This is a genomic window from Mycobacterium hippophais, from assembly GCF_027529605.1.
Lineage (GTDB): Bacteria > Actinomycetota > Actinomycetes > Mycobacteriales > Mycobacteriaceae > Mycobacterium > Mycobacterium arseniciresistens.
On sequence record NZ_JAPZPY010000001.1, the window covers coordinates 397,254 to 412,486 of the forward strand.

Genomic DNA, 15,233 nt, shown 5'->3' on the forward strand with positions numbered 1-15,233 from the left:
CTCGATGAACGAATGTGCGGCGCCGCATGGTCCTCACCAGCGGTAGTCGAGGAACTTCCCGTCGAAGGTGACCACCACCCGATCGCCGTCGGGGTGCGGCCGCCGCCCGAACTCGATGTTGAAGTTGATGGCGCTCATGATGCCGTCGCCGAACTCCTCGTGGATCAACTCCTTGAGCGCCGGACCGTACACGGCGAGCGCCTCCTGGAACCGGTAGATCGTCGGGTCGGCGAGTGCCGCCGGGTCGATGCCCCGGCTGGGTTGACGCTGCAGGCTCTCCGAGACCGGCCCGTCGAGCTCGAGCAACGCACACACCTTGTCGGCCTGCGCGGCCGTCATCGGATGCTGACCGAGCAGCGCGGCCACCGTCCAGACCAGCGGCGCGTCGATCTCGGCGGCGACGTCCGCCCAGCTGAGCTTCTTGCGGATACGGGCCGCCACCACGAGTTCGGCCGCCTCGGACTTCGGCATGATCGGTGTCACGAACGCGCCCCGTTCGTCTCGAGCGCGACCGCGACCGCCGCAGGCACGTCGGGCACGACGGTGCGGGGCGCCGCAGTGCGCGCGTGGGTCGCGAACAGCGTGAGCCCGACGAATGTCACGCCACCCACGATGTTGCCCACGATCGTCGGGATCTCGTTCCAGATCAGGTAATCGCCGATCGAGAAGTCACCGCCGAGCATCAGGCCCGAGGGGAACAGGAACATGTTGACCACGGAGTGTTCGAAGCCCATGTAGAAGAACAGCATGATCGGCATCCACATCGCGATGACCTTGCCCGAGACGCTGGTCGACATCATCGCGGCGACCACCCCGGTGGACACCATCCAGTTGCACAGCACACCGCGGATGAACAGGGTGAGCATCCCCGCGGCGCCGTGTTCGGCATAACCGACGGTGCGGCTGTGGCCGATCTCGCCGAGTTGCTGCCCCACGGCGTTGGGATCAACGCTGAAGCCATAGGTGAAGACGATGGCCATCAGCAGCGCGACCAGCAGTGCCCCTCCGAGATTGCCCAGGAACACCAGTCCCCAGTTGCGGAACATCGCCCGGACGGTCACTCCGCGGCGCTTGTCCAGCAGCGCGAGCGGCACCAGTGTGAACACGCCGGTGACGAGGTCGAATCCCATCAGGTAGAGCAGGCAGAAGCCGACCGGGAACAGCACCGCACCGAGGAGCGGATTGCCGGTCTGGACGGTGATGGAGACGGCGAATGCGGCGGACAGCGCGAGCACCGCGCCCGCCATGAAGGCGCGGATGAGCGTGTCCCGGGTGGCCATCAGCGCCTTGGTTTCTCCGGCTTCGATCATCTTGCCGACGAAGTCGGGCGGACTGACCTAGGACATGACTGACCCTTCCGAGAAGAAAACGGTTTCGAGCAGCGTCGCGCAGGGCTATTTCCGGAAGGGAACGTGACTGCTGCGCCGATGTTGCGGGCTCCGCACAACGCCGACCCGCGCGCTGTGAGCTGAGGGCCCAAATACCGCGACGGCGCGCCGCGGCGGTGCTGCAATGGCGACATGAAGATCTCCATGACGGGCCTCGCCTGCGTCGCCATCGTCGCGGCGACAGTCACCACCGCTCCGGTCGCGTCGGCCGTCGATCCCGCCGCTCCGCCCGACTTCGTCTCGCTCAGCGACGTCGACCCCACGATCCTGATGGACATCCGCTACGCGACGCCGCACAACTTCACCGGCGATCCGGTCGACGGATACCGCGCGCCCATGTGCATTCTCACCCGCCCGGCGGCCGAGGCGCTGCGCCGGGCACAGCAGCTGTTCCTCGAGGACGGTTACTCGCTGAAGGTCTACGACTGCTACCGGCCGCAGCGCGCCGTCAACGACTTCGTCGCATGGGCCGGCGATCCCCTCGACCAGCGGATGAAGGCCGAGTACTACCCACGGGTGGACAAGTCACAGCTGTTCGCCGACGGGTACATCGCCGACAAGTCCGGCCACAGCCGAGGTAGCACAGTGGATCTCACGCTCGTGGCACTGCCCGCGCAGTCGACACCGCCGCCAGCCCCCGGCCGGCCGCTGGTCGACTGCACCGCCCCCCAGCCCGAACGGTTCCCGGACAACGGCATCGACATGGGCACGGGCTACGACTGCTTCGACACGCTCGCACACACATTGGATCCGAGGGTCCAGGGCGACCAGCTGACGAACCGGCTCCGCCTGAAGGACGGCCTGGCGGCGCAGGGCCTGGAGAACTACCCGAACGAGTGGTGGCACTTCACCTTCAAGCCGGAGGCTCATCCGGACACGTACTTCGACTTCGTCGTCGACCCGTCCTCGCTGGCCGGAACCCCGCGAGGCTGAGGCCTCGCGTCACTGCTCGATGAGGCCCGCCGACCGGGCCGACCCGACGACGCGTTCCCACCCGATCATGCCGACGGCGATCAAGGTGATCGCGGTGGCGAAGCCGGCCAGCGAGGCGACCACGTGCGCCCACTGGCCCGTGGCGTACATGAGGGCGAGCAGCATCACCATGAAGGCGGCGGCGAGGGCGGTTCTGGCGGCCAGGGTGCTTCGCCACCATCCGCGACGTCCGTTGCCGGACGCTGCGTCGGCGGACCTCCGGCGGGGTGCGATCGAAGCGGTCATGACACCAGAGTGCGCGCGAGTACTGAGGGAGCTCGAAGGGTTGCTTGTGGAAATCCTCTGGATTGCTGAGTGGTCGCTGCGGTCCCGAGTAGCGTGATCTACATCACAGGCGAAGCCTCGGCTGATCCCTCAGCACGAGAGAGGTACTGATCATGACGACGACCGATCGCGCCGACCAGCCCGCCGACGCCGCCGCACCCAAGACGGCCAAGGGCGGCCTGGTGTACCCGGGGATGGGCCTGCTGTTCGTGGTCCTGATCTGCTGTTTCACCGCCTGGGGCGTCGCTGCCGACCTCACCACGCCGATGGTGGCGGGGTTCAAGCAGATCTTCGACATGAACACCTTCCAGGCGTCCCTGGTGCAGCTGGCGTACTTCGGGGCGTATTTCCTGCTGGCAATCCCGGCGGCGTTCATCAACGAGCGATTCGGATACAAGGCCGGCCTGCTCTCGGGCGTACTGCTCGCCGCTGCGGGGGCGATGGCGTTCTATCCGGCCAGCAAGATCATGACCTACGAGGCGTTCCTGATCGCGCTGTTCGCCATCGCGGCTGGCTGCTCGATCCTGGAGACGTCCGCCAATCCCTACGTGCTGTCACTGGGTCCCGAGGAGACCGCGACCCGACGGCTGAATTTCGCGCAGGCGTTCAACCCCGTCGGCACGAACATCGGTGTGCTTCTGGCCGCCACCCTCATCCTGCCGAAGCTGGACGAGCCGGTGAACATGGCCAATCTGACGCCTTCTCAGGAACACACCGTCCGGGCCGGCCAGCTCGGCGCCGTGATGGGGCCGTACCTGGGCCTCGGCTTCGTTCTCATCGCGATCGGGTTGGTGATCGCGATCAAGAAGTCACCGCCCATCGTCGAGGAGTTCGAGTCGGGCGACCTGGACGGCAGGCGGCCCCTGAAGATCCTGTTGTCGAACAAGCGCTACGTCTACGGCGTGATCGCGCAGTTCTTCAACGTCGCCGCGCAGGTCTGCACATGGACGTACCTGATCCAGTACTCGCAGCAGGCGCTCAACGGCTCACTGGAACTCGGCGGCTACCTCCTGCAGGTCAGCCTGATCGTGTTCCTGATATCCCGGTTCGTCATGACGTGGGTCATCGGCCGGATCCGCGCCACGAAAGTCCTGATGGTGCTCGGCGCACTCGCGGTGCTGCTGTGCGTCTTCGCCATGTTCTCGCCGAACGTGGCGGGTGTTGCGGCTGTCGTCGCGCTGTCGTTCTGCCTGTCGCTGATGTTCCCGACGATCTACGGCGTGGCCCTGCAAGGCCTCGGGCCGGCGATGAAATTCGGCGCGGCCGGCCTGGTGATGGCCATCGTCGGCGGCGCCGTCATGCCTCTCATCCAGGGCTGGCTGCTCGACGAGACGAGCCCGGCGTTCTCGTTCATCGTGCCCGCCTTGTGCTTCGTCGTCGTCACCAGTTTCGCCGTCTTCGATCTGAAGGCGACGCCGAACCAGGTTGGAGAACGATCGGCATGAGGCGATATTGGTTCATCACGCTGGCATTCGTGCTCGCCGCCTGCAGCGGCGGGCAGCAAGCCAACTTCTCCGAAGCGACCGACCGGCTGGAGGTCGTCTCCTGGTGGGCTTCGTCCTCGGAACGGCCCGCACTGGACGTACTGCTCGAGGCGTTCACATCGGCCCATCCCGACGTCGAGATCGTGGACGGCGCCATCGCCGGCGGCGGTGGCAGCAATGCGCAGGTCGCGCTCGCCGCACGCCTGCGGGCCGGTGATCCGCCCGACGTCTGGCAGACGTTCCTCGGCAGCTCGCTGCGGGCCTGGGTCGACGCCGGCCGCATCGCCGACGTGTCCGCCGTGTACGAGCGCTCCGGCCTGGATCGCACCATGCCGCAGGCGCTGCTCGACGCGGCGACCTATCGCGTCAAGGCCTGGGGTGTGCCGACCGGCTCGCATCGCGGAAACGTGTTGTGGTTCAACCAGCAGATGCTGCGAGATGCCGGAGTGAAGGCGCCTGGCCCCGGATACTCGACGGCCGCGTTCGAGGCAGACCTCGCGAAGGTGTCGGCAAGCGGGCGGACCCCATTGTGCCTCGGCGCCAAGGACAGGTTCACCGCCACCGAACTGTTCGAGAACACGCTGCTCGGGGCCATCGGCACGGACGGCTGGTCGAGGGTTTCCGACGACTCCTTCGACTGGCGGGGAAGCCAACTGCGACAGGCGCTCTCGGCGTTCGCGCAGATCGTCTCGTACGCCGACCCGAATGCGGGCGGGCTGACGTGGGACCAGGCGGCGAAGAAGCTGGCCACCGGACAGTGCGCCTTCCTGTCGATGAACGATTCCGTCTACGGCGAACTCGTGGCGAACAAGTCCGTCGAGGGCAGGGACTTCGGGTACGTGCCCTACCCCGGCACGGCCGGGGCGTACCTGGCGATCGTCGACACCTTCGTGGTGTCCGCCGAGGCCGAGGACGGCGTCAATGCCATGGACTTCATGGCGACCGTCGCGGACCCGAAGACGTCGTTGGAGTTCAACCGGGCGAAGGGTTCGGTGCCGATTCGCGACGACGTCGACGTGTCCTCGTTGCCCGCCTACCAGCGGCAGGCCTCGCAATCGCTGTGGAAGGACAAGGTCGTCCTGTCGATCACCCACGGCGAACTGATGTCCACCGACTTCCAGCAGGCGGTGTACGACGCCGTCGCCGCGTTCGTCGGCAGCAAGAACCAGGACGCTTTCATCGACACGCTGCAGAACTCGATCGAGGTGCCCGTCGCGGGACGGTGACGCCAGACGGCGTGGCACGGAATAACGTGACATGTCACGCAGTTGTCACGGGTACGGCGGAACGGTCCGCCCGAACAGTCGAGGAGTACCCGTGAATCAGCTCACTGGAAAGACAGCTCTTGTCACCGGCGGAACATCGGGCATCGGCCTGGCGACGGCGCAGAGGCTCGCGGCCGAGGGAGCACACGTCTTCCTCACCGGTCGGCGGCAGAGCGGTGTCGACGAAGCCGTCGCCTCCATCGGTGCCAACGCCACCGGGGTGCAGGGTGACATCACCGACGCCGACGACCTCGAACGGCTCGCCGGCGCCATCCGAGACCACGGCCAGGGGCTCGACGTCGTCTTCGCCAACGCCGGTGGCGGCGAGTTCGCCACCTTGGCCGACGAGACGCGTGAGCATCTTCTGGACACGCTCACCCGCAATGTCGGCGGAACGGTGTTCACCGTCCAGAAGGTGCTGCCGCTGCTCAACGAGGGCGCATCGATCGTGCTGGCCGGTTCGACGGCGGCGTCCGCCGGAGTGCCTGCTTTCGGCGCGTACGCGGCGTCCAAGGCGGCGATCCGCTCGCTGGGACGTACCTGGGCGGCCGAGCTGGTGGACCGCAAGATCCGGGTCAACACCGTGGTGCCCGGCCCGGTGGAGACGCCCGGACTGAGAGGGCTGGCGCCCGACGATCAGCAGCAGGCGCTGCTCGACGGGGAGGCCGCCAGGGTGCCACTGGGCCGCCTGGGACGGCCCGACGAGATCGCCTCGGCCGTGGTGTTTCTGGCGTCGGATCAGAGCAGCTTCATGACGGGGACCGAGCTGTTCGTCGACGGCGGCTCGCGCCAGCTCTAGTCCGGCCTCGGCAGAGTGCCGTGCCGCAGGAGGCTCTCGTGGACGACGGCCAGCGCGTCGGCCAGGGCGGTCTCCTGCGCCGGGTCGAGATCGGCGAAGAAGGCCTGCGCCACCCACGCGGCGTGCGCCGGCGCGGCGGCGCGCAGCTCGCGCCAGCCGGCGGCGGTCAGCACCGCGTCGGTGGCGCGGCCGTCGGTGTCGGACTTGACCCGCTCGACCAGGCCCCGGCCCGTCATCCGCTGGAGATGGTGTGACAACCGGCTGCGTTCCCACCCGATGGTGGTGGCCAGGTTGGTGAGCTGAGCCCGTCGTCCTGGCGCCTGCGACAGCGCGTTCATGACGGTGTAATCCCCCAGCGAGACGTTGGAATCCGCGAGCAGCTGACGGTTCATCTCGTACTCGAGGCGGTGGTACACCCGCATGTAGTTCAGCCAGGTGCGCTGCTGAGACTCGTTGAGCGGATAGGGTTCACGCTTCGGCACCGCGACACGTCTCCGATCAACAGATGGGTGACCTGTCACGCATCCTATCGACCGTCAGGCGAGAGCGTCGGACCGTCCCGCGTGCAGCCGCGACCATTGCGCCGTCGGCCGGCCGTCATGGCGGAACTGCTGCCCGTCGGTACCGAAGGGCTGCGGCCAGCCCTCGGGCGAGTCCTCCCACGTCTCCTGGCGCCCGTAGACGGTGAGGTCCAGCAGGTGATAGCTCGTCGCGCCCGCCTCGGTCCCGCGACCGGTGTTCCAATAGGTCTCGAAAACCCTTGTGCCGTCGCAAAGGTAGCTGACGTACGCGCCGAAAGACCGTCCTGCGAGTAGCTTCTCGGCCCCGTCACGCAGCGAGTACCAGGGCATGGGCCAGCCCATGAATTCGCGGTAGCGGGAGCTCTCGGGGTAGGGCCCCTGGCAGAACGTCGCATAGGTGACGTCGCGATCGTGCAGATAGGAAAGCTCCTGCGCGTGACCGGTGAAGAAGGTGCAGCCTTCGCACTGCTCAGGAGCCGGGTTCCCGTCGTACCACATGTGCAGGTACGCGAGAAGCTGGCTGCGGCCCTCGAAGACGTCGATCAGAGGGATCTCACCGTCGGCGCCCACGAGGGGTGTCGACGCGTCGACCTCCACCATCGGCAGCCGACGTCGTGCTGCCGCGATCGCGTCTCCCTCCCTGGTGTGAGCTTTCTCCCGCACCAACAGCCGGTCGATTTCGGTCTGCCACGTCTGCCGGTCGACGACCGGGGGCAGCGGGCGGGCGATATCGGTCGTGTCCATGGTTCGTCTCCTGTTGTCGATCGCCTGTACACGGTCCACAGAGGTAGACCGGCGCGGGCACCGAGACTCATCGCAGCAGCGGCGTCAGCCCTCCGGCCGACGTCAGCTCGGGGTCATCGACACCAGCACGAAGGTGCGCACCCGGCCCGACGCCTTCGCCGAGCACATCGAGAGAAGCGGCTCGGACAGCTCCTCGGCGAGCACGACCTCCACGGGTCCCGCGTCGCCACTGAGCACGACGCGGACGGTGTGGTCCTCGCGTTCGACGTGGATGGGCGACAGCGCCGCGATGCGGTCCTCTCCCGTGGCCGCCCGGACGAAATACTGTGCGGCCTGAACGGGGTGCGGTAGCGATGTCCGGCCCCGGAGGAATCGGTTGTCGAGCCTGCCGTCGAGGTACTTGCGTACCAGTTCCGCCGAGTCGGTGGAGTCCACCCGGCCGTAGCACAGCCCCTCGGGCAGCACGAGCATCGTCGCGGCGAACCGGTCACCGCCCAGATGGGAGCACTCCCAGGTGAATTCGGGAAACTCCGCGGCGATGGCCGCGGTGGCCGAGCGCCCCCGTACCGCGCAACACTGATCGTGCTTGCCGTGGGCACAGATGGCGACGAGTGGATCGGTGCACACGTGGCCGTCGGAGCCGTCGAGGGCGAGGTCCCGGTACCCTCGGGCGTCGTCGACCTCACCGTGGTGGAGCACCTCGCTGCCCTCGTCGCAGTGTGCGACGAACCAGCGCCAGCGCGGAGTGGCGGAGCGACGACCCGGGCGGCGGATCGCGGCGATGCGCATGCCCTCGGCTTCGGCCCGTCGCGCGATCGCACGACCGAGCTCGCGGTCGATGACCATGGCGGAGTCCAGGAATGCCGAATGCCCCCACGGCCCGGCCAATTCCAGCATCAACCAGGCGTGCCCCGCCGAGGCCGTGCCGTACATGGTGTCGTTGCGGGCGAGGGACTGATCACTGCACGGTTCGCGCTTCGCCGAGGTCATCCTCCGCTCACCGGCACCACGACGGCCTCCCGCAGCAGCCTGCGGACGAGCACCGTGCCGTCCGCTCGGTCGAGGCCGGGCAGGGAATCCGCGCCGGCGGCCGCCCCCTGGTGCAGTGCCTCGACCGCGGGCGCACATGACTCGGGGAAGGTGATGGTCCGGTCCGGCAGACGCAGAACGACTGAGCCGTCGCGGTTCTCGACACTTCCGACGAGGCCGTGGCGCCACCGCACCGTGACGGCGCCTGCGTTCTCGGTGGCCACCAGCGTCGCCAGTGGGCGGACCGCCACCGGGCGGGTGCGATCGGCGTGGCGTCGCGACAGTCGCTGCGCCGCACCCTCACTGAGTTCGGCGGCGCGGTCGCGCAGACTCTCGATCGCCTCGGCCATGATCTTCGAAGCGGTGGCCACCATCTCGTCCGTGTCGGTGGCATCGAGTCCCAGCGGCAGCGACGTCCGGAACTCCTCGACCGTCGTCAGGGTGTCGACGACGGCCTGCAGGACGTCGAGGCGGGTCACCGCGGAGACGCCGACGGTCAGGTGAATCGACGTGGTGTCGAGCGCGTGTGCCGAATGCACCCAGCCCCGTGGCAGATACAGTGCGTCGCCCGCGGAGAGCACCGTGTCGATGACCGGGTCTTCCTGCGCTCGCCGGGCGATCGCCTCACGGTGGTCGGTCCACGGCTGCGACGGCAGCGGGTGTTCGTGCACCGGTTCGTGCACGATCCACCGCTTCTGCCCGGAGGTCTGCAACACGAACACGTCGTGTACGTCGTAGTGCGTCTCGAATCCCGTCTGGTTCGGCGGCGTGACGTAGGCGTTCGCCTGAACGGGGTTCCCGAGGTCGTCGACCATGCCGCGCACGAAGTCGATCATGGGCGGCCACAACCGGTGCAGACCCTGGAGCACGATGGTGGCGCCGGCGGCGAACTCGGTCAGTACCTTCGCCGAGTCCACCTGGTCGGGCATCTCTGCACCGAAGCCGGCCGAGTCGAGATAGCAGTTGCGCGCCAGTACGTCACCGGCCTTGGCCATGCGGATGAACGGCGCACGTACCCCGCGCTCGGCGATCAGCTCGTCGACCATCGAGGGCGACAGCAGATCGGCGAAATCGCGGGGCAGTGCGCCGGACCGACTGAGCAGAGGCCTACGGCCCCAGTACTGCGCCGCGAACTCCGCAGGGTCGACGGTGACGCAGCGGCTCAGCATGAGAAAGGGCTACGCGGTTCCGTCCGCGCCGCCGTCGTGGCCGTCCGGGTTCGAACCGCCGTCAGCGGTTCCCTCCCCGCCCGCGGTGCCGTCCGCGCCGCCGTCGTGGCCCTCGGGGTTCGAACCGCCGTCAGCGGTTCCCTCCCCGCCCGCGGTGCCGTCCGCGCCGCCGTCGTGGCCCTCGGGGTTCGAACCGCCGTCAGCGGTTCCCTCCCCGCCCGCGGTGCCGTCCGCGCCGCCGTCGTGGCCCTCGGGGTTCGAACCGCCGTCAGCGGTTCCCTCCCCGCCCGCGGTGCCGTCCGCGCCGCCGTCGTGGCCCTCGGGGTTCGAACCGCCGTCAGCGGTTCCCTCCCCGCCTCCGGATGTCGTGATGTCGTCGTCGTCGAGTGCCATGGTGAATCCTCTCGGGGCTGCGTGCGTACCACCTGTGTTCGCAGTATCTACACCGTCGGGGTGTTGCCGCCAGAGGCCTGACCGAAACGCTGCCATCATGTCGTGATGACCTCGCCCGCGCCGCAGCCGGTGCCACACTCCCCGTCGCGGCGGATCGGCCGGTCGGTGGCGGCTCTCGCGGTCGCCGCGGTGGGCGTTGTCGCCGGATGGCTCCTCGTCACCGGGGTGCTTGCGCTGCCACTGCGGGAAGGCGTGCTGCTGGCCCTGAGCGGACTGGCCGCGGCCGCGTTGCTGGCCGGCGCGGTGCTTGTTCGTCGGCTGTGGGTGCGTGCCCTCCTGGCCGGCGGCTTCCTCGGGGTCGCCGCGTCGCTCGCGCTGGTACTGCTCGTCGTCGCGTCGTGAACGACGGCGCGCAGGGCTGATCAGTCCCGCTCGAGCAGCGCGAGCAGTTTGGTGGTCGTCGACCAGCTCCGGATCGTCATCAGTTGATACTCGGGCTTACCCACGATCCGGCTCATCCGGCTCTCCGTCCGCCTTGCGCTCAGGCGGGCGAAGTACATCGCGCCCGTTCCGGGCCACGCCTGGTCGACGCCGTCGCGAATGCTGACGATGTCCATCGCCCGCGCGGCGGTCAGCGGGGGCTTCAGGAACACGACGTCGGAGTGATAGGTGTCCGGCTGCGCACCGAAGCCGGGAGGCGCACGGTGCACCACTGCCCGCAGCTGGCGGTGCGAACGCACCACGACCACGAGGGGGAACCCCAGCCGGGCTTCGAGCATGCCTTCGATCGAGGACTCGAGGGACACACGTGGCGCGTCCGAGGCGAAGAGCACGTTCCCCGACTGGATGTAGGTGGTGACCGCCTCGAACCCGAGGGACTCGAATGCCGCTCGCAGGTCGGCCATCGGGACCTTGTTGCGCCCGCCGACGTTGATGCCTCGCAGCAGTGCGACGTAGCGCGTCGTCCCCATGAACTGGACGGTACCGAGTCGATGTGGATCGCGGCGCGGAGTGGCCGAGGTGCTAGTCCCTGACTTCCTGGACGTCGTAGGCGTTCTCGGCGTATCGCGACCGGATAAGTTTCTTGTCGTACTTGCCGACGCCGGTCTTCGGCACCTCATCGACGAAGGTCCACCGCTCGGGCAGCCACCATCGAACCACCTTGTCCTCAAGAAACTTCCGCAGCTCGGCGGCAGTGGCATCGGCGCCGTCCTCGAGCACCACGGCGGCCAGCGGTCGTTCCTGCCAACGCTCGTCCGGCACGGCCACCACGGCCGCTTCCAGTACCGCCGGATGCGCGATGAGGTGGTTCTCCAGCTCCACCGACGAGATCCACTCGCCGCCGGACTTGATGACGTCCTTGGCGCGGTCGGTCAACGTGACGAACGCCTGCGGGTCGATGCGCCCGACGTCACCGGTGCGCAGCCAGCCGCTGTCGAACTTGGATTCGTCACGTCCCCGGTGATAGGAGCCGGTGATCCACGGGCCGCGCACCTCGATCTCCCCGACCGCCTTTCCGTCGTGCGGCAGCGGGTTGCCCGCGTCGTCGACGAGCCGGGTCTCGACCCCGCAGACCGGTCTGCCCTGGCTGGTCCGCACCGACCAGAGCTGGTCCTGCGGGGTGCCCGGCGCCGGACGCGCCATGGTGGCCAGCGGCGACGTCTCGGTCATCCCCCACACCTGGACGATCTCCACGCCGTGCTTCTCCTGGAACGTCTTCATCATCGAGGTGGGCACGGCCGAGCCACCGCAGGGCACCAGCCGGAGCGACGAGAGGTCGTGGCCGGGGTTCTTGTCCAGGTAACGCATGACGTCGTTCCAGATCGTCGGCACCGCGCAGGCCACCGTGGGGCGTTGGGTCTCGATCAGGTCGACCAGCGACCTGGCGTCGAGGAACCGGTGCGTCATCACCAGGTCTGCGCCGGCCATCAGGGCCGCGTAGGGCATCCCCCAGGCGTTGGCGTGGAACATCGGCGCGATCGGCACCAGGGAATCTGCGCAATTCAGACCGAGCCCGTTCCCCGAGCACACCGCCATCGAGTGCAGGTAGTCCGAACGATGGCTGTAGACGACGCCTTTCGGGTTGCCCGTGGTCCCGCTGGTGTAACACATCGCCGCCGCGGAGTCCTCGTCGATGTCCGGCCAGTCGAAGATCGGCGACTCCGCGGACAGGATGTCGTCGTAGCGCAGCACGGTCTTACCGGGCGACGACATCGCGTCCGCATCTCCTTCCCCGACGGCGATCACGGTGTGGACGGTCTCGAGCAACGGCAGCACCGGAGCGAGCTGCGCGACGAGAGACAGATCGGCGAAGATGACCCTGTCCTCCGCATCGTTGGCGATGAACGCGATCTGTTGCGGGGACAGCCGGATGTTCAACGTGTGCAGCACCGCGCCCATCGCAGGCACCGCGAGATACGTCGTCAGATGCTCGGCGTCGTTCCACATGAAGGTGCCGACGCGTTCGTCCCCAACTATTCCCAAGCGCCGCAGCGCATTCGCCATTCGACCGGCCTGCTCGCCGAGTTCGCGATAAGTGACGGAGCGATACTCGCCGCCACCCATCGACGTGGTGACCCTGCGATCGCCGTGCACCTCGCAAGCGTGTCGCATGATCGTGGTGATGCTCAGCGGGACTGTCTGCATGGTGCTCTTCATGACGATCCGCCCTTCAGGCAACCGGACAGTAGGCGCGATGTTACGACCGCCGAAGATCAGATTCAGCGAATCGACCAATCGCGCCCGTGACGTTGCGCCTATGCCTCTCAACATTGACGTGAACGACAAAATAACGTCCTGACGAGCGAGTATCCGCTGTCGCTGCCGAGACGTGGCAAGCCGACCCGCACCCCACATCGCCTAGTGCAGCTAACATATGACCGGTTCTGCCGGGTTTGCGCGAACCGTCACGTCGCCATGCCGGATGTGCAACCGTTTTGGGACAGGGCGAAGGAGAGAGCAATGGCCGTATCCGAGGAGAAACTCAACGCATTTCTGGGACGGGCGGTCGGCGACCTCTCGGCGTCGGTGAGCGCGGTCCTGATGTTGATCGGCGACGAGCTCGGACTGTATTCGGCACTCGCCGGTCATCGCTTGTCGGCAGCAGCGCTGGCTGACAAGACCGGGACGAGCGAGCGTTATCTGCGGGAGTGGCTGGCCAATCAAGCCGCGGGCGGATATGTCGAATACGACGCCGAGACCGATGAGTACCACATGACCGAGGAGCAGGTGTTGTGCCTGGCGGATCCGAACGGGCCGGTGGATCTGCCCGGTGCCTACCAGATCGTCAACGACCTGTTCCAGGTGCGCGAACGCGCGGTCGAGAATTTCCGCACCGGCAAGGGGATGGAGTGGGGCGAGCACCATCCCTGCCTGTTCGAGGGCACCGAGCGGTTCTTCCGTGCCGGCTACAACGCGAACCTGTTGGCCTCCTGGCTTCCTGCGCTCGACGGGGTGGTCGACAAGCTCAACGCCGGGGCGCGCGTGGCCGACGTCGGCTGTGGCCATGGCGCGAGCACGATCCTGATGGCACAGGCGTTCCCGCAGTCGGAGTTCGTCGGGATCGACTATCACGAGGCGTCCATCCAGACCGCACGTGACCGGGCCGCGGAGGCAGGCGTGAGCAACGCCCGCTTCGAGGCGGCGGATGCGACGTCCTACGAAGGTGGCGACTATGACGTGATCGCCTTCTTCGACTGCCTGCACGACATGGCCGATCCGGCGGGTGCCGCGCGCCGAGCGAGGGAAGCGCTCAAACCGGACGGGCACTGCATGCTCGTGGAGCCGATGGCCGGCGACCACCTGTCCGACAACCTGAATCCCGTCGGCCGCCTGTTCTATGGTGCGTCATCCCTGATCTGCGTGCCGGTTTCGCTGTCCCAGCAGGGACCTGCGCTCGGTGCGCAGGCCGGCGAGCAGCGGTTGAGGAGCGTCATGGTCGACGAAGGCGGTTTCACGCGGTTCCGACGGGCCACCGAGACCCCGTTCAACATGATCTTCGAAGCGAGGCCGTGACGCCCGCTGCCCAGTGCCGGACCGCCGACACGCAACCAAACGGCGGTGAGAGCCGCAACAGACACCACGGCGGCCGACGCCATGAGCGCGTGCCGAAAGCCCCCGTGCAGGAGGGGTGCGACGATCAGCGGGCCTAGGATCTGACCGACCGAGTACCCAGCGGTGAGGACCGCGACTGCACGCGGGAAGGCGAGCAGACGGCCGGCCGCCAACGCGACGGTGCTCACCCCGATGAAGGTGCCGCCGAACAGCACAGCGCCGATGAGCGCCGCGGCGGCGCCACCGGCGAAGGCGGACAACGCGATCCCCACCGCCTGTAACGCGAGTGCCACCGCCAGCAGCGTGGCGTGCGACCAGCGTCTGCTCGCCGCGGCCCACAGCGCTGCCGACGGCGCGGCGGCCAGTCCGACGACGATCCAGGCACTGTTGCCCAGCCACCCCGGTGAGCTCTGTCCGATGGCAGCCACCAGGAAGGTGCCCGCGATGATGTAACCGATCCCCTCGAGGGTGTAGCACGCGAGGAGGACCGCGAACCACAGCCGCGACTCAGGTTGTGCATGTGTCTCTTTCGGGCTCCCCAGAGCAGGGACGGTGCCCCGCAGGTGCCAGGCCACTGCGGCGATGATCGCGGCCATCGCCGCGGCCGCCCACCAGGCCACCCGCCACCCTGAGGCGGGCAGTAACAGCACCAGCGCACCCGACAGGGCGATACCGACGCCGACGCCCCCGAATCCCCAGCCGGTCAGGGTGGACCGCCGCCCGGCATGATCGAGCATCCAGTCGACCGCGATGACGAACAGCACGGCACTCGCGAATCCCGCGAGCGTACGGATCGCCACCCACACAACGACATCGTGCGTCAGCGGCATCGCGGCCAGACTGCACACCACCACAACCAGCGCGACACGCAACGTGACGGTTGTGCGCACCAGGCGCGGAACGAGCACACCCGCCAACGCACCCGCCAGGTAACCGACGTAGTTGGCGGTGGCGAGGCCGCCGGCGGCCGCCGCGCTGAGTCCGGTCTCGGCTGTCATCAGAGGCAGGATGGGCGTGTACACGAAGCGGCCGATACCCATGGCCGCGGCCAAGGCGGCTGCGCCGCGGGCGATGTGGATGTGTGGGCGGGGACGGCTCATCCTGCCATCGTCAGCACGGCGAGGCGGCGAC

Annotated in this window: 15 protein-coding genes and 2 pseudogenes; 6 read left to right on the forward strand and 11 right to left on the reverse strand. The window is 67.9% G+C overall.

Features of this window, described 5'->3' with window-relative positions:
- Positions 1–33: 33 nt before the first annotated feature.
- Together cynS and O6P37_RS01960 are read right to left on the reverse strand one after the other, a co-directional pair.
- A complete protein-coding gene (cynS, locus tag O6P37_RS01955) occupies positions 34–471 on the reverse strand; it encodes a cyanase (RefSeq protein ID WP_269893143.1) in 438 nt (145 codons plus the stop codon).
- A gap of 8 nt (positions 472–479) precedes the next feature.
- The gene (locus tag O6P37_RS01960; protein WP_269892483.1) at positions 480–1,310 is read right to left on the reverse strand and encodes a formate/nitrite transporter family protein; all 831 of its coding nucleotides are present in this window, start codon (positions 1,308–1,310) and stop codon (positions 480–482) included.
- Positions 1,311–1,520: 210 nt separating this feature from the next.
- On the opposite strand from O6P37_RS01960, the gene O6P37_RS01965 reads away from it, so the two are divergent.
- The gene (locus O6P37_RS01965; protein WP_269892484.1) at positions 1,521–2,321 is read left to right on the forward strand and encodes a M15 family metallopeptidase; all 801 of its coding nucleotides are present in this window, start codon (positions 1,521–1,523) and stop codon (positions 2,319–2,321) included.
- 9 nt (positions 2,322–2,330) lie between these two features.
- Here the strand turns inward: O6P37_RS01965 and O6P37_RS01970 are convergent, their stop codons facing one another.
- A complete protein-coding gene (locus O6P37_RS01970; protein WP_269892485.1) occupies positions 2,331–2,606 on the reverse strand; it encodes a hypothetical protein in 276 nt (91 codons plus the stop codon).
- 152 nt (positions 2,607–2,758) lie between these two features.
- On the opposite strand from O6P37_RS01970, the gene fucP reads away from it, so the two are divergent.
- From fucP to O6P37_RS01985, 3 genes are all read left to right on the forward strand, one after another.
- A complete protein-coding gene (fucP, locus tag O6P37_RS01975; protein WP_269892486.1) occupies positions 2,759–4,090 on the forward strand; it encodes an L-fucose:H+ symporter permease in 1,332 nt (443 codons plus the stop codon).
- Complete coding sequence (locus O6P37_RS01980) at positions 4,087–5,355, forward strand: ABC transporter substrate-binding protein (protein ID WP_269892487.1); 1,269 nt, start codon at positions 4,087–4,089, stop codon at positions 5,353–5,355. Before fucP ends, O6P37_RS01980 begins: the two co-directional genes overlap by 4 nt.
- Before the next feature lie 91 nt (positions 5,356–5,446).
- Positions 5,447–6,193: an SDR family oxidoreductase gene (locus O6P37_RS01985; protein WP_269892488.1), complete on the forward strand. Its 747-nt coding sequence runs from the start codon at positions 5,447–5,449 to the stop codon at positions 6,191–6,193.
- Here O6P37_RS01985 and O6P37_RS01990 read toward each other — a convergent pair.
- The 5 genes and pseudogenes from O6P37_RS01990 to O6P37_RS02010 form a co-directional block, all read right to left on the reverse strand.
- Positions 6,190–6,675: a MarR family winged helix-turn-helix transcriptional regulator gene (locus O6P37_RS01990; RefSeq protein WP_269892489.1), complete on the reverse strand. Its 486-nt coding sequence runs from the start codon at positions 6,673–6,675 to the stop codon at positions 6,190–6,192. The two genes, O6P37_RS01985 and O6P37_RS01990, sit on opposite strands and share 4 nt — an antisense overlap.
- A gap of 54 nt (positions 6,676–6,729) precedes the next feature.
- Positions 6,730–7,458, reverse strand: a complete 729-nt coding sequence (locus O6P37_RS01995) for a DUF899 family protein (protein WP_269892490.1) — start codon at positions 7,456–7,458, stop codon at positions 6,730–6,732.
- Positions 7,459–7,560: 102 nt separating this feature from the next.
- Positions 7,561–8,448, reverse strand: coding sequence for a sucrase ferredoxin (locus O6P37_RS02000; RefSeq protein ID WP_269892491.1), 888 nt, complete (start codon positions 8,446–8,448; stop codon positions 7,561–7,563).
- Positions 8,445–9,656, reverse strand: a complete 1,212-nt coding sequence (locus O6P37_RS02005) for a cupin domain-containing protein (RefSeq protein WP_269892492.1) — start codon at positions 9,654–9,656, stop codon at positions 8,445–8,447. The genes O6P37_RS02000 and O6P37_RS02005 overlap by 4 nt, the downstream gene beginning before the upstream one ends.
- 150 nt (positions 9,657–9,806) lie before the next feature.
- A pseudogene (locus tag O6P37_RS02010) lies at positions 9,807–10,049 on the reverse strand (BatC protein); the annotation flags it as partial.
- Between the two features lie 105 nt (positions 10,050–10,154).
- Between O6P37_RS02010 and O6P37_RS02015 the strand changes: the two are divergent.
- Positions 10,155–10,451, forward strand: coding sequence for a hypothetical protein (locus O6P37_RS02015; RefSeq protein ID WP_269892493.1), 297 nt, complete (start codon positions 10,155–10,157; stop codon positions 10,449–10,451).
- 20 nt (positions 10,452–10,471) lie between these two features.
- Here the strand turns inward: O6P37_RS02015 and O6P37_RS02020 are convergent, their stop codons facing one another.
- Entirely contained in the window at positions 10,472–11,020 is a 549-nt protein-coding gene (locus O6P37_RS02020; protein WP_269892494.1) for a DUF1697 domain-containing protein, read from the reverse strand.
- A gap of 52 nt (positions 11,021–11,072) precedes the next feature.
- Positions 11,073–12,707 carry a long-chain fatty acid--CoA ligase gene (locus O6P37_RS02025; protein ID WP_269892495.1) on the reverse strand — a complete coding sequence of 545 codons (1,635 nt, stop codon included), beginning with the start codon at positions 12,705–12,707 and terminating at the stop codon, positions 11,073–11,075.
- 303 nt (positions 12,708–13,010) lie between these two features.
- On the opposite strand from O6P37_RS02025, the gene O6P37_RS02030 reads away from it, so the two are divergent.
- Entirely contained in the window at positions 13,011–14,063 is a 1,053-nt protein-coding gene (locus tag O6P37_RS02030) for a class I SAM-dependent methyltransferase (RefSeq protein ID WP_269892496.1), read from the forward strand.
- A 104-nt stretch (positions 14,064–14,167) separates the two neighbouring features.
- Here the strand turns inward: O6P37_RS02030 and O6P37_RS02035 are convergent.
- Positions 14,168–15,202, reverse strand: a pseudogene (locus O6P37_RS02035) (YbfB/YjiJ family MFS transporter); the annotation flags it as partial.
- Between the last annotated feature and the right edge of the window lie 31 nt (positions 15,203–15,233).

Excerpts from the sequence above, each read along its gene's own strand:
- cynS (WP_269893143.1), bottom strand. The coding sequence starts at position 471 with ATGCCGAAGTCCGAGGCGGCCGAACTCGTGGTGGCGGCCCGTATCCGC.
- O6P37_RS01960 (WP_269892483.1), bottom strand. The coding sequence starts at position 1,310 with ATGATCGAAGCCGGAGAAACCAAGGCGCTGATGGCCACCCGGGACACG.
- O6P37_RS01965 (WP_269892484.1), top strand. The coding sequence starts at position 1,521 with ATGAAGATCTCCATGACGGGCCTCGCCTGCGTCGCCATCGTCGCGGCG.
- O6P37_RS01970 (WP_269892485.1), bottom strand. The coding sequence starts at position 2,606 with ATGACCGCTTCGATCGCACCCCGCCGGAGGTCCGCCGACGCAGCGTCC.
- fucP (WP_269892486.1), top strand. The coding sequence starts at position 2,759 with ATGACGACGACCGATCGCGCCGACCAGCCCGCCGACGCCGCCGCACCC.
- O6P37_RS01980 (WP_269892487.1), top strand. The coding sequence starts at position 4,087 with ATGAGGCGATATTGGTTCATCACGCTGGCATTCGTGCTCGCCGCCTGC.
- O6P37_RS01995 (WP_269892490.1), bottom strand. The coding sequence starts at position 7,458 with ATGGACACGACCGATATCGCCCGCCCGCTGCCCCCGGTCGTCGACCGG.
- O6P37_RS02000 (WP_269892491.1), bottom strand. The coding sequence starts at position 8,448 with ATGACCTCGGCGAAGCGCGAACCGTGCAGTGATCAGTCCCTCGCCCGC.
- O6P37_RS02005 (WP_269892492.1), bottom strand. The coding sequence starts at position 9,656 with ATGCTGAGCCGCTGCGTCACCGTCGACCCTGCGGAGTTCGCGGCGCAG.
- O6P37_RS02015 (WP_269892493.1), top strand. The coding sequence starts at position 10,155 with ATGACCTCGCCCGCGCCGCAGCCGGTGCCACACTCCCCGTCGCGGCGG.
- O6P37_RS02020 (WP_269892494.1), bottom strand. The coding sequence starts at position 11,020 with ATGGGGACGACGCGCTACGTCGCACTGCTGCGAGGCATCAACGTCGGC.
- O6P37_RS02025 (WP_269892495.1), bottom strand. The coding sequence starts at position 12,707 with ATGAAGAGCACCATGCAGACAGTCCCGCTGAGCATCACCACGATCATG.
- O6P37_RS02030 (WP_269892496.1), top strand. The coding sequence starts at position 13,011 with ATGGCCGTATCCGAGGAGAAACTCAACGCATTTCTGGGACGGGCGGTC.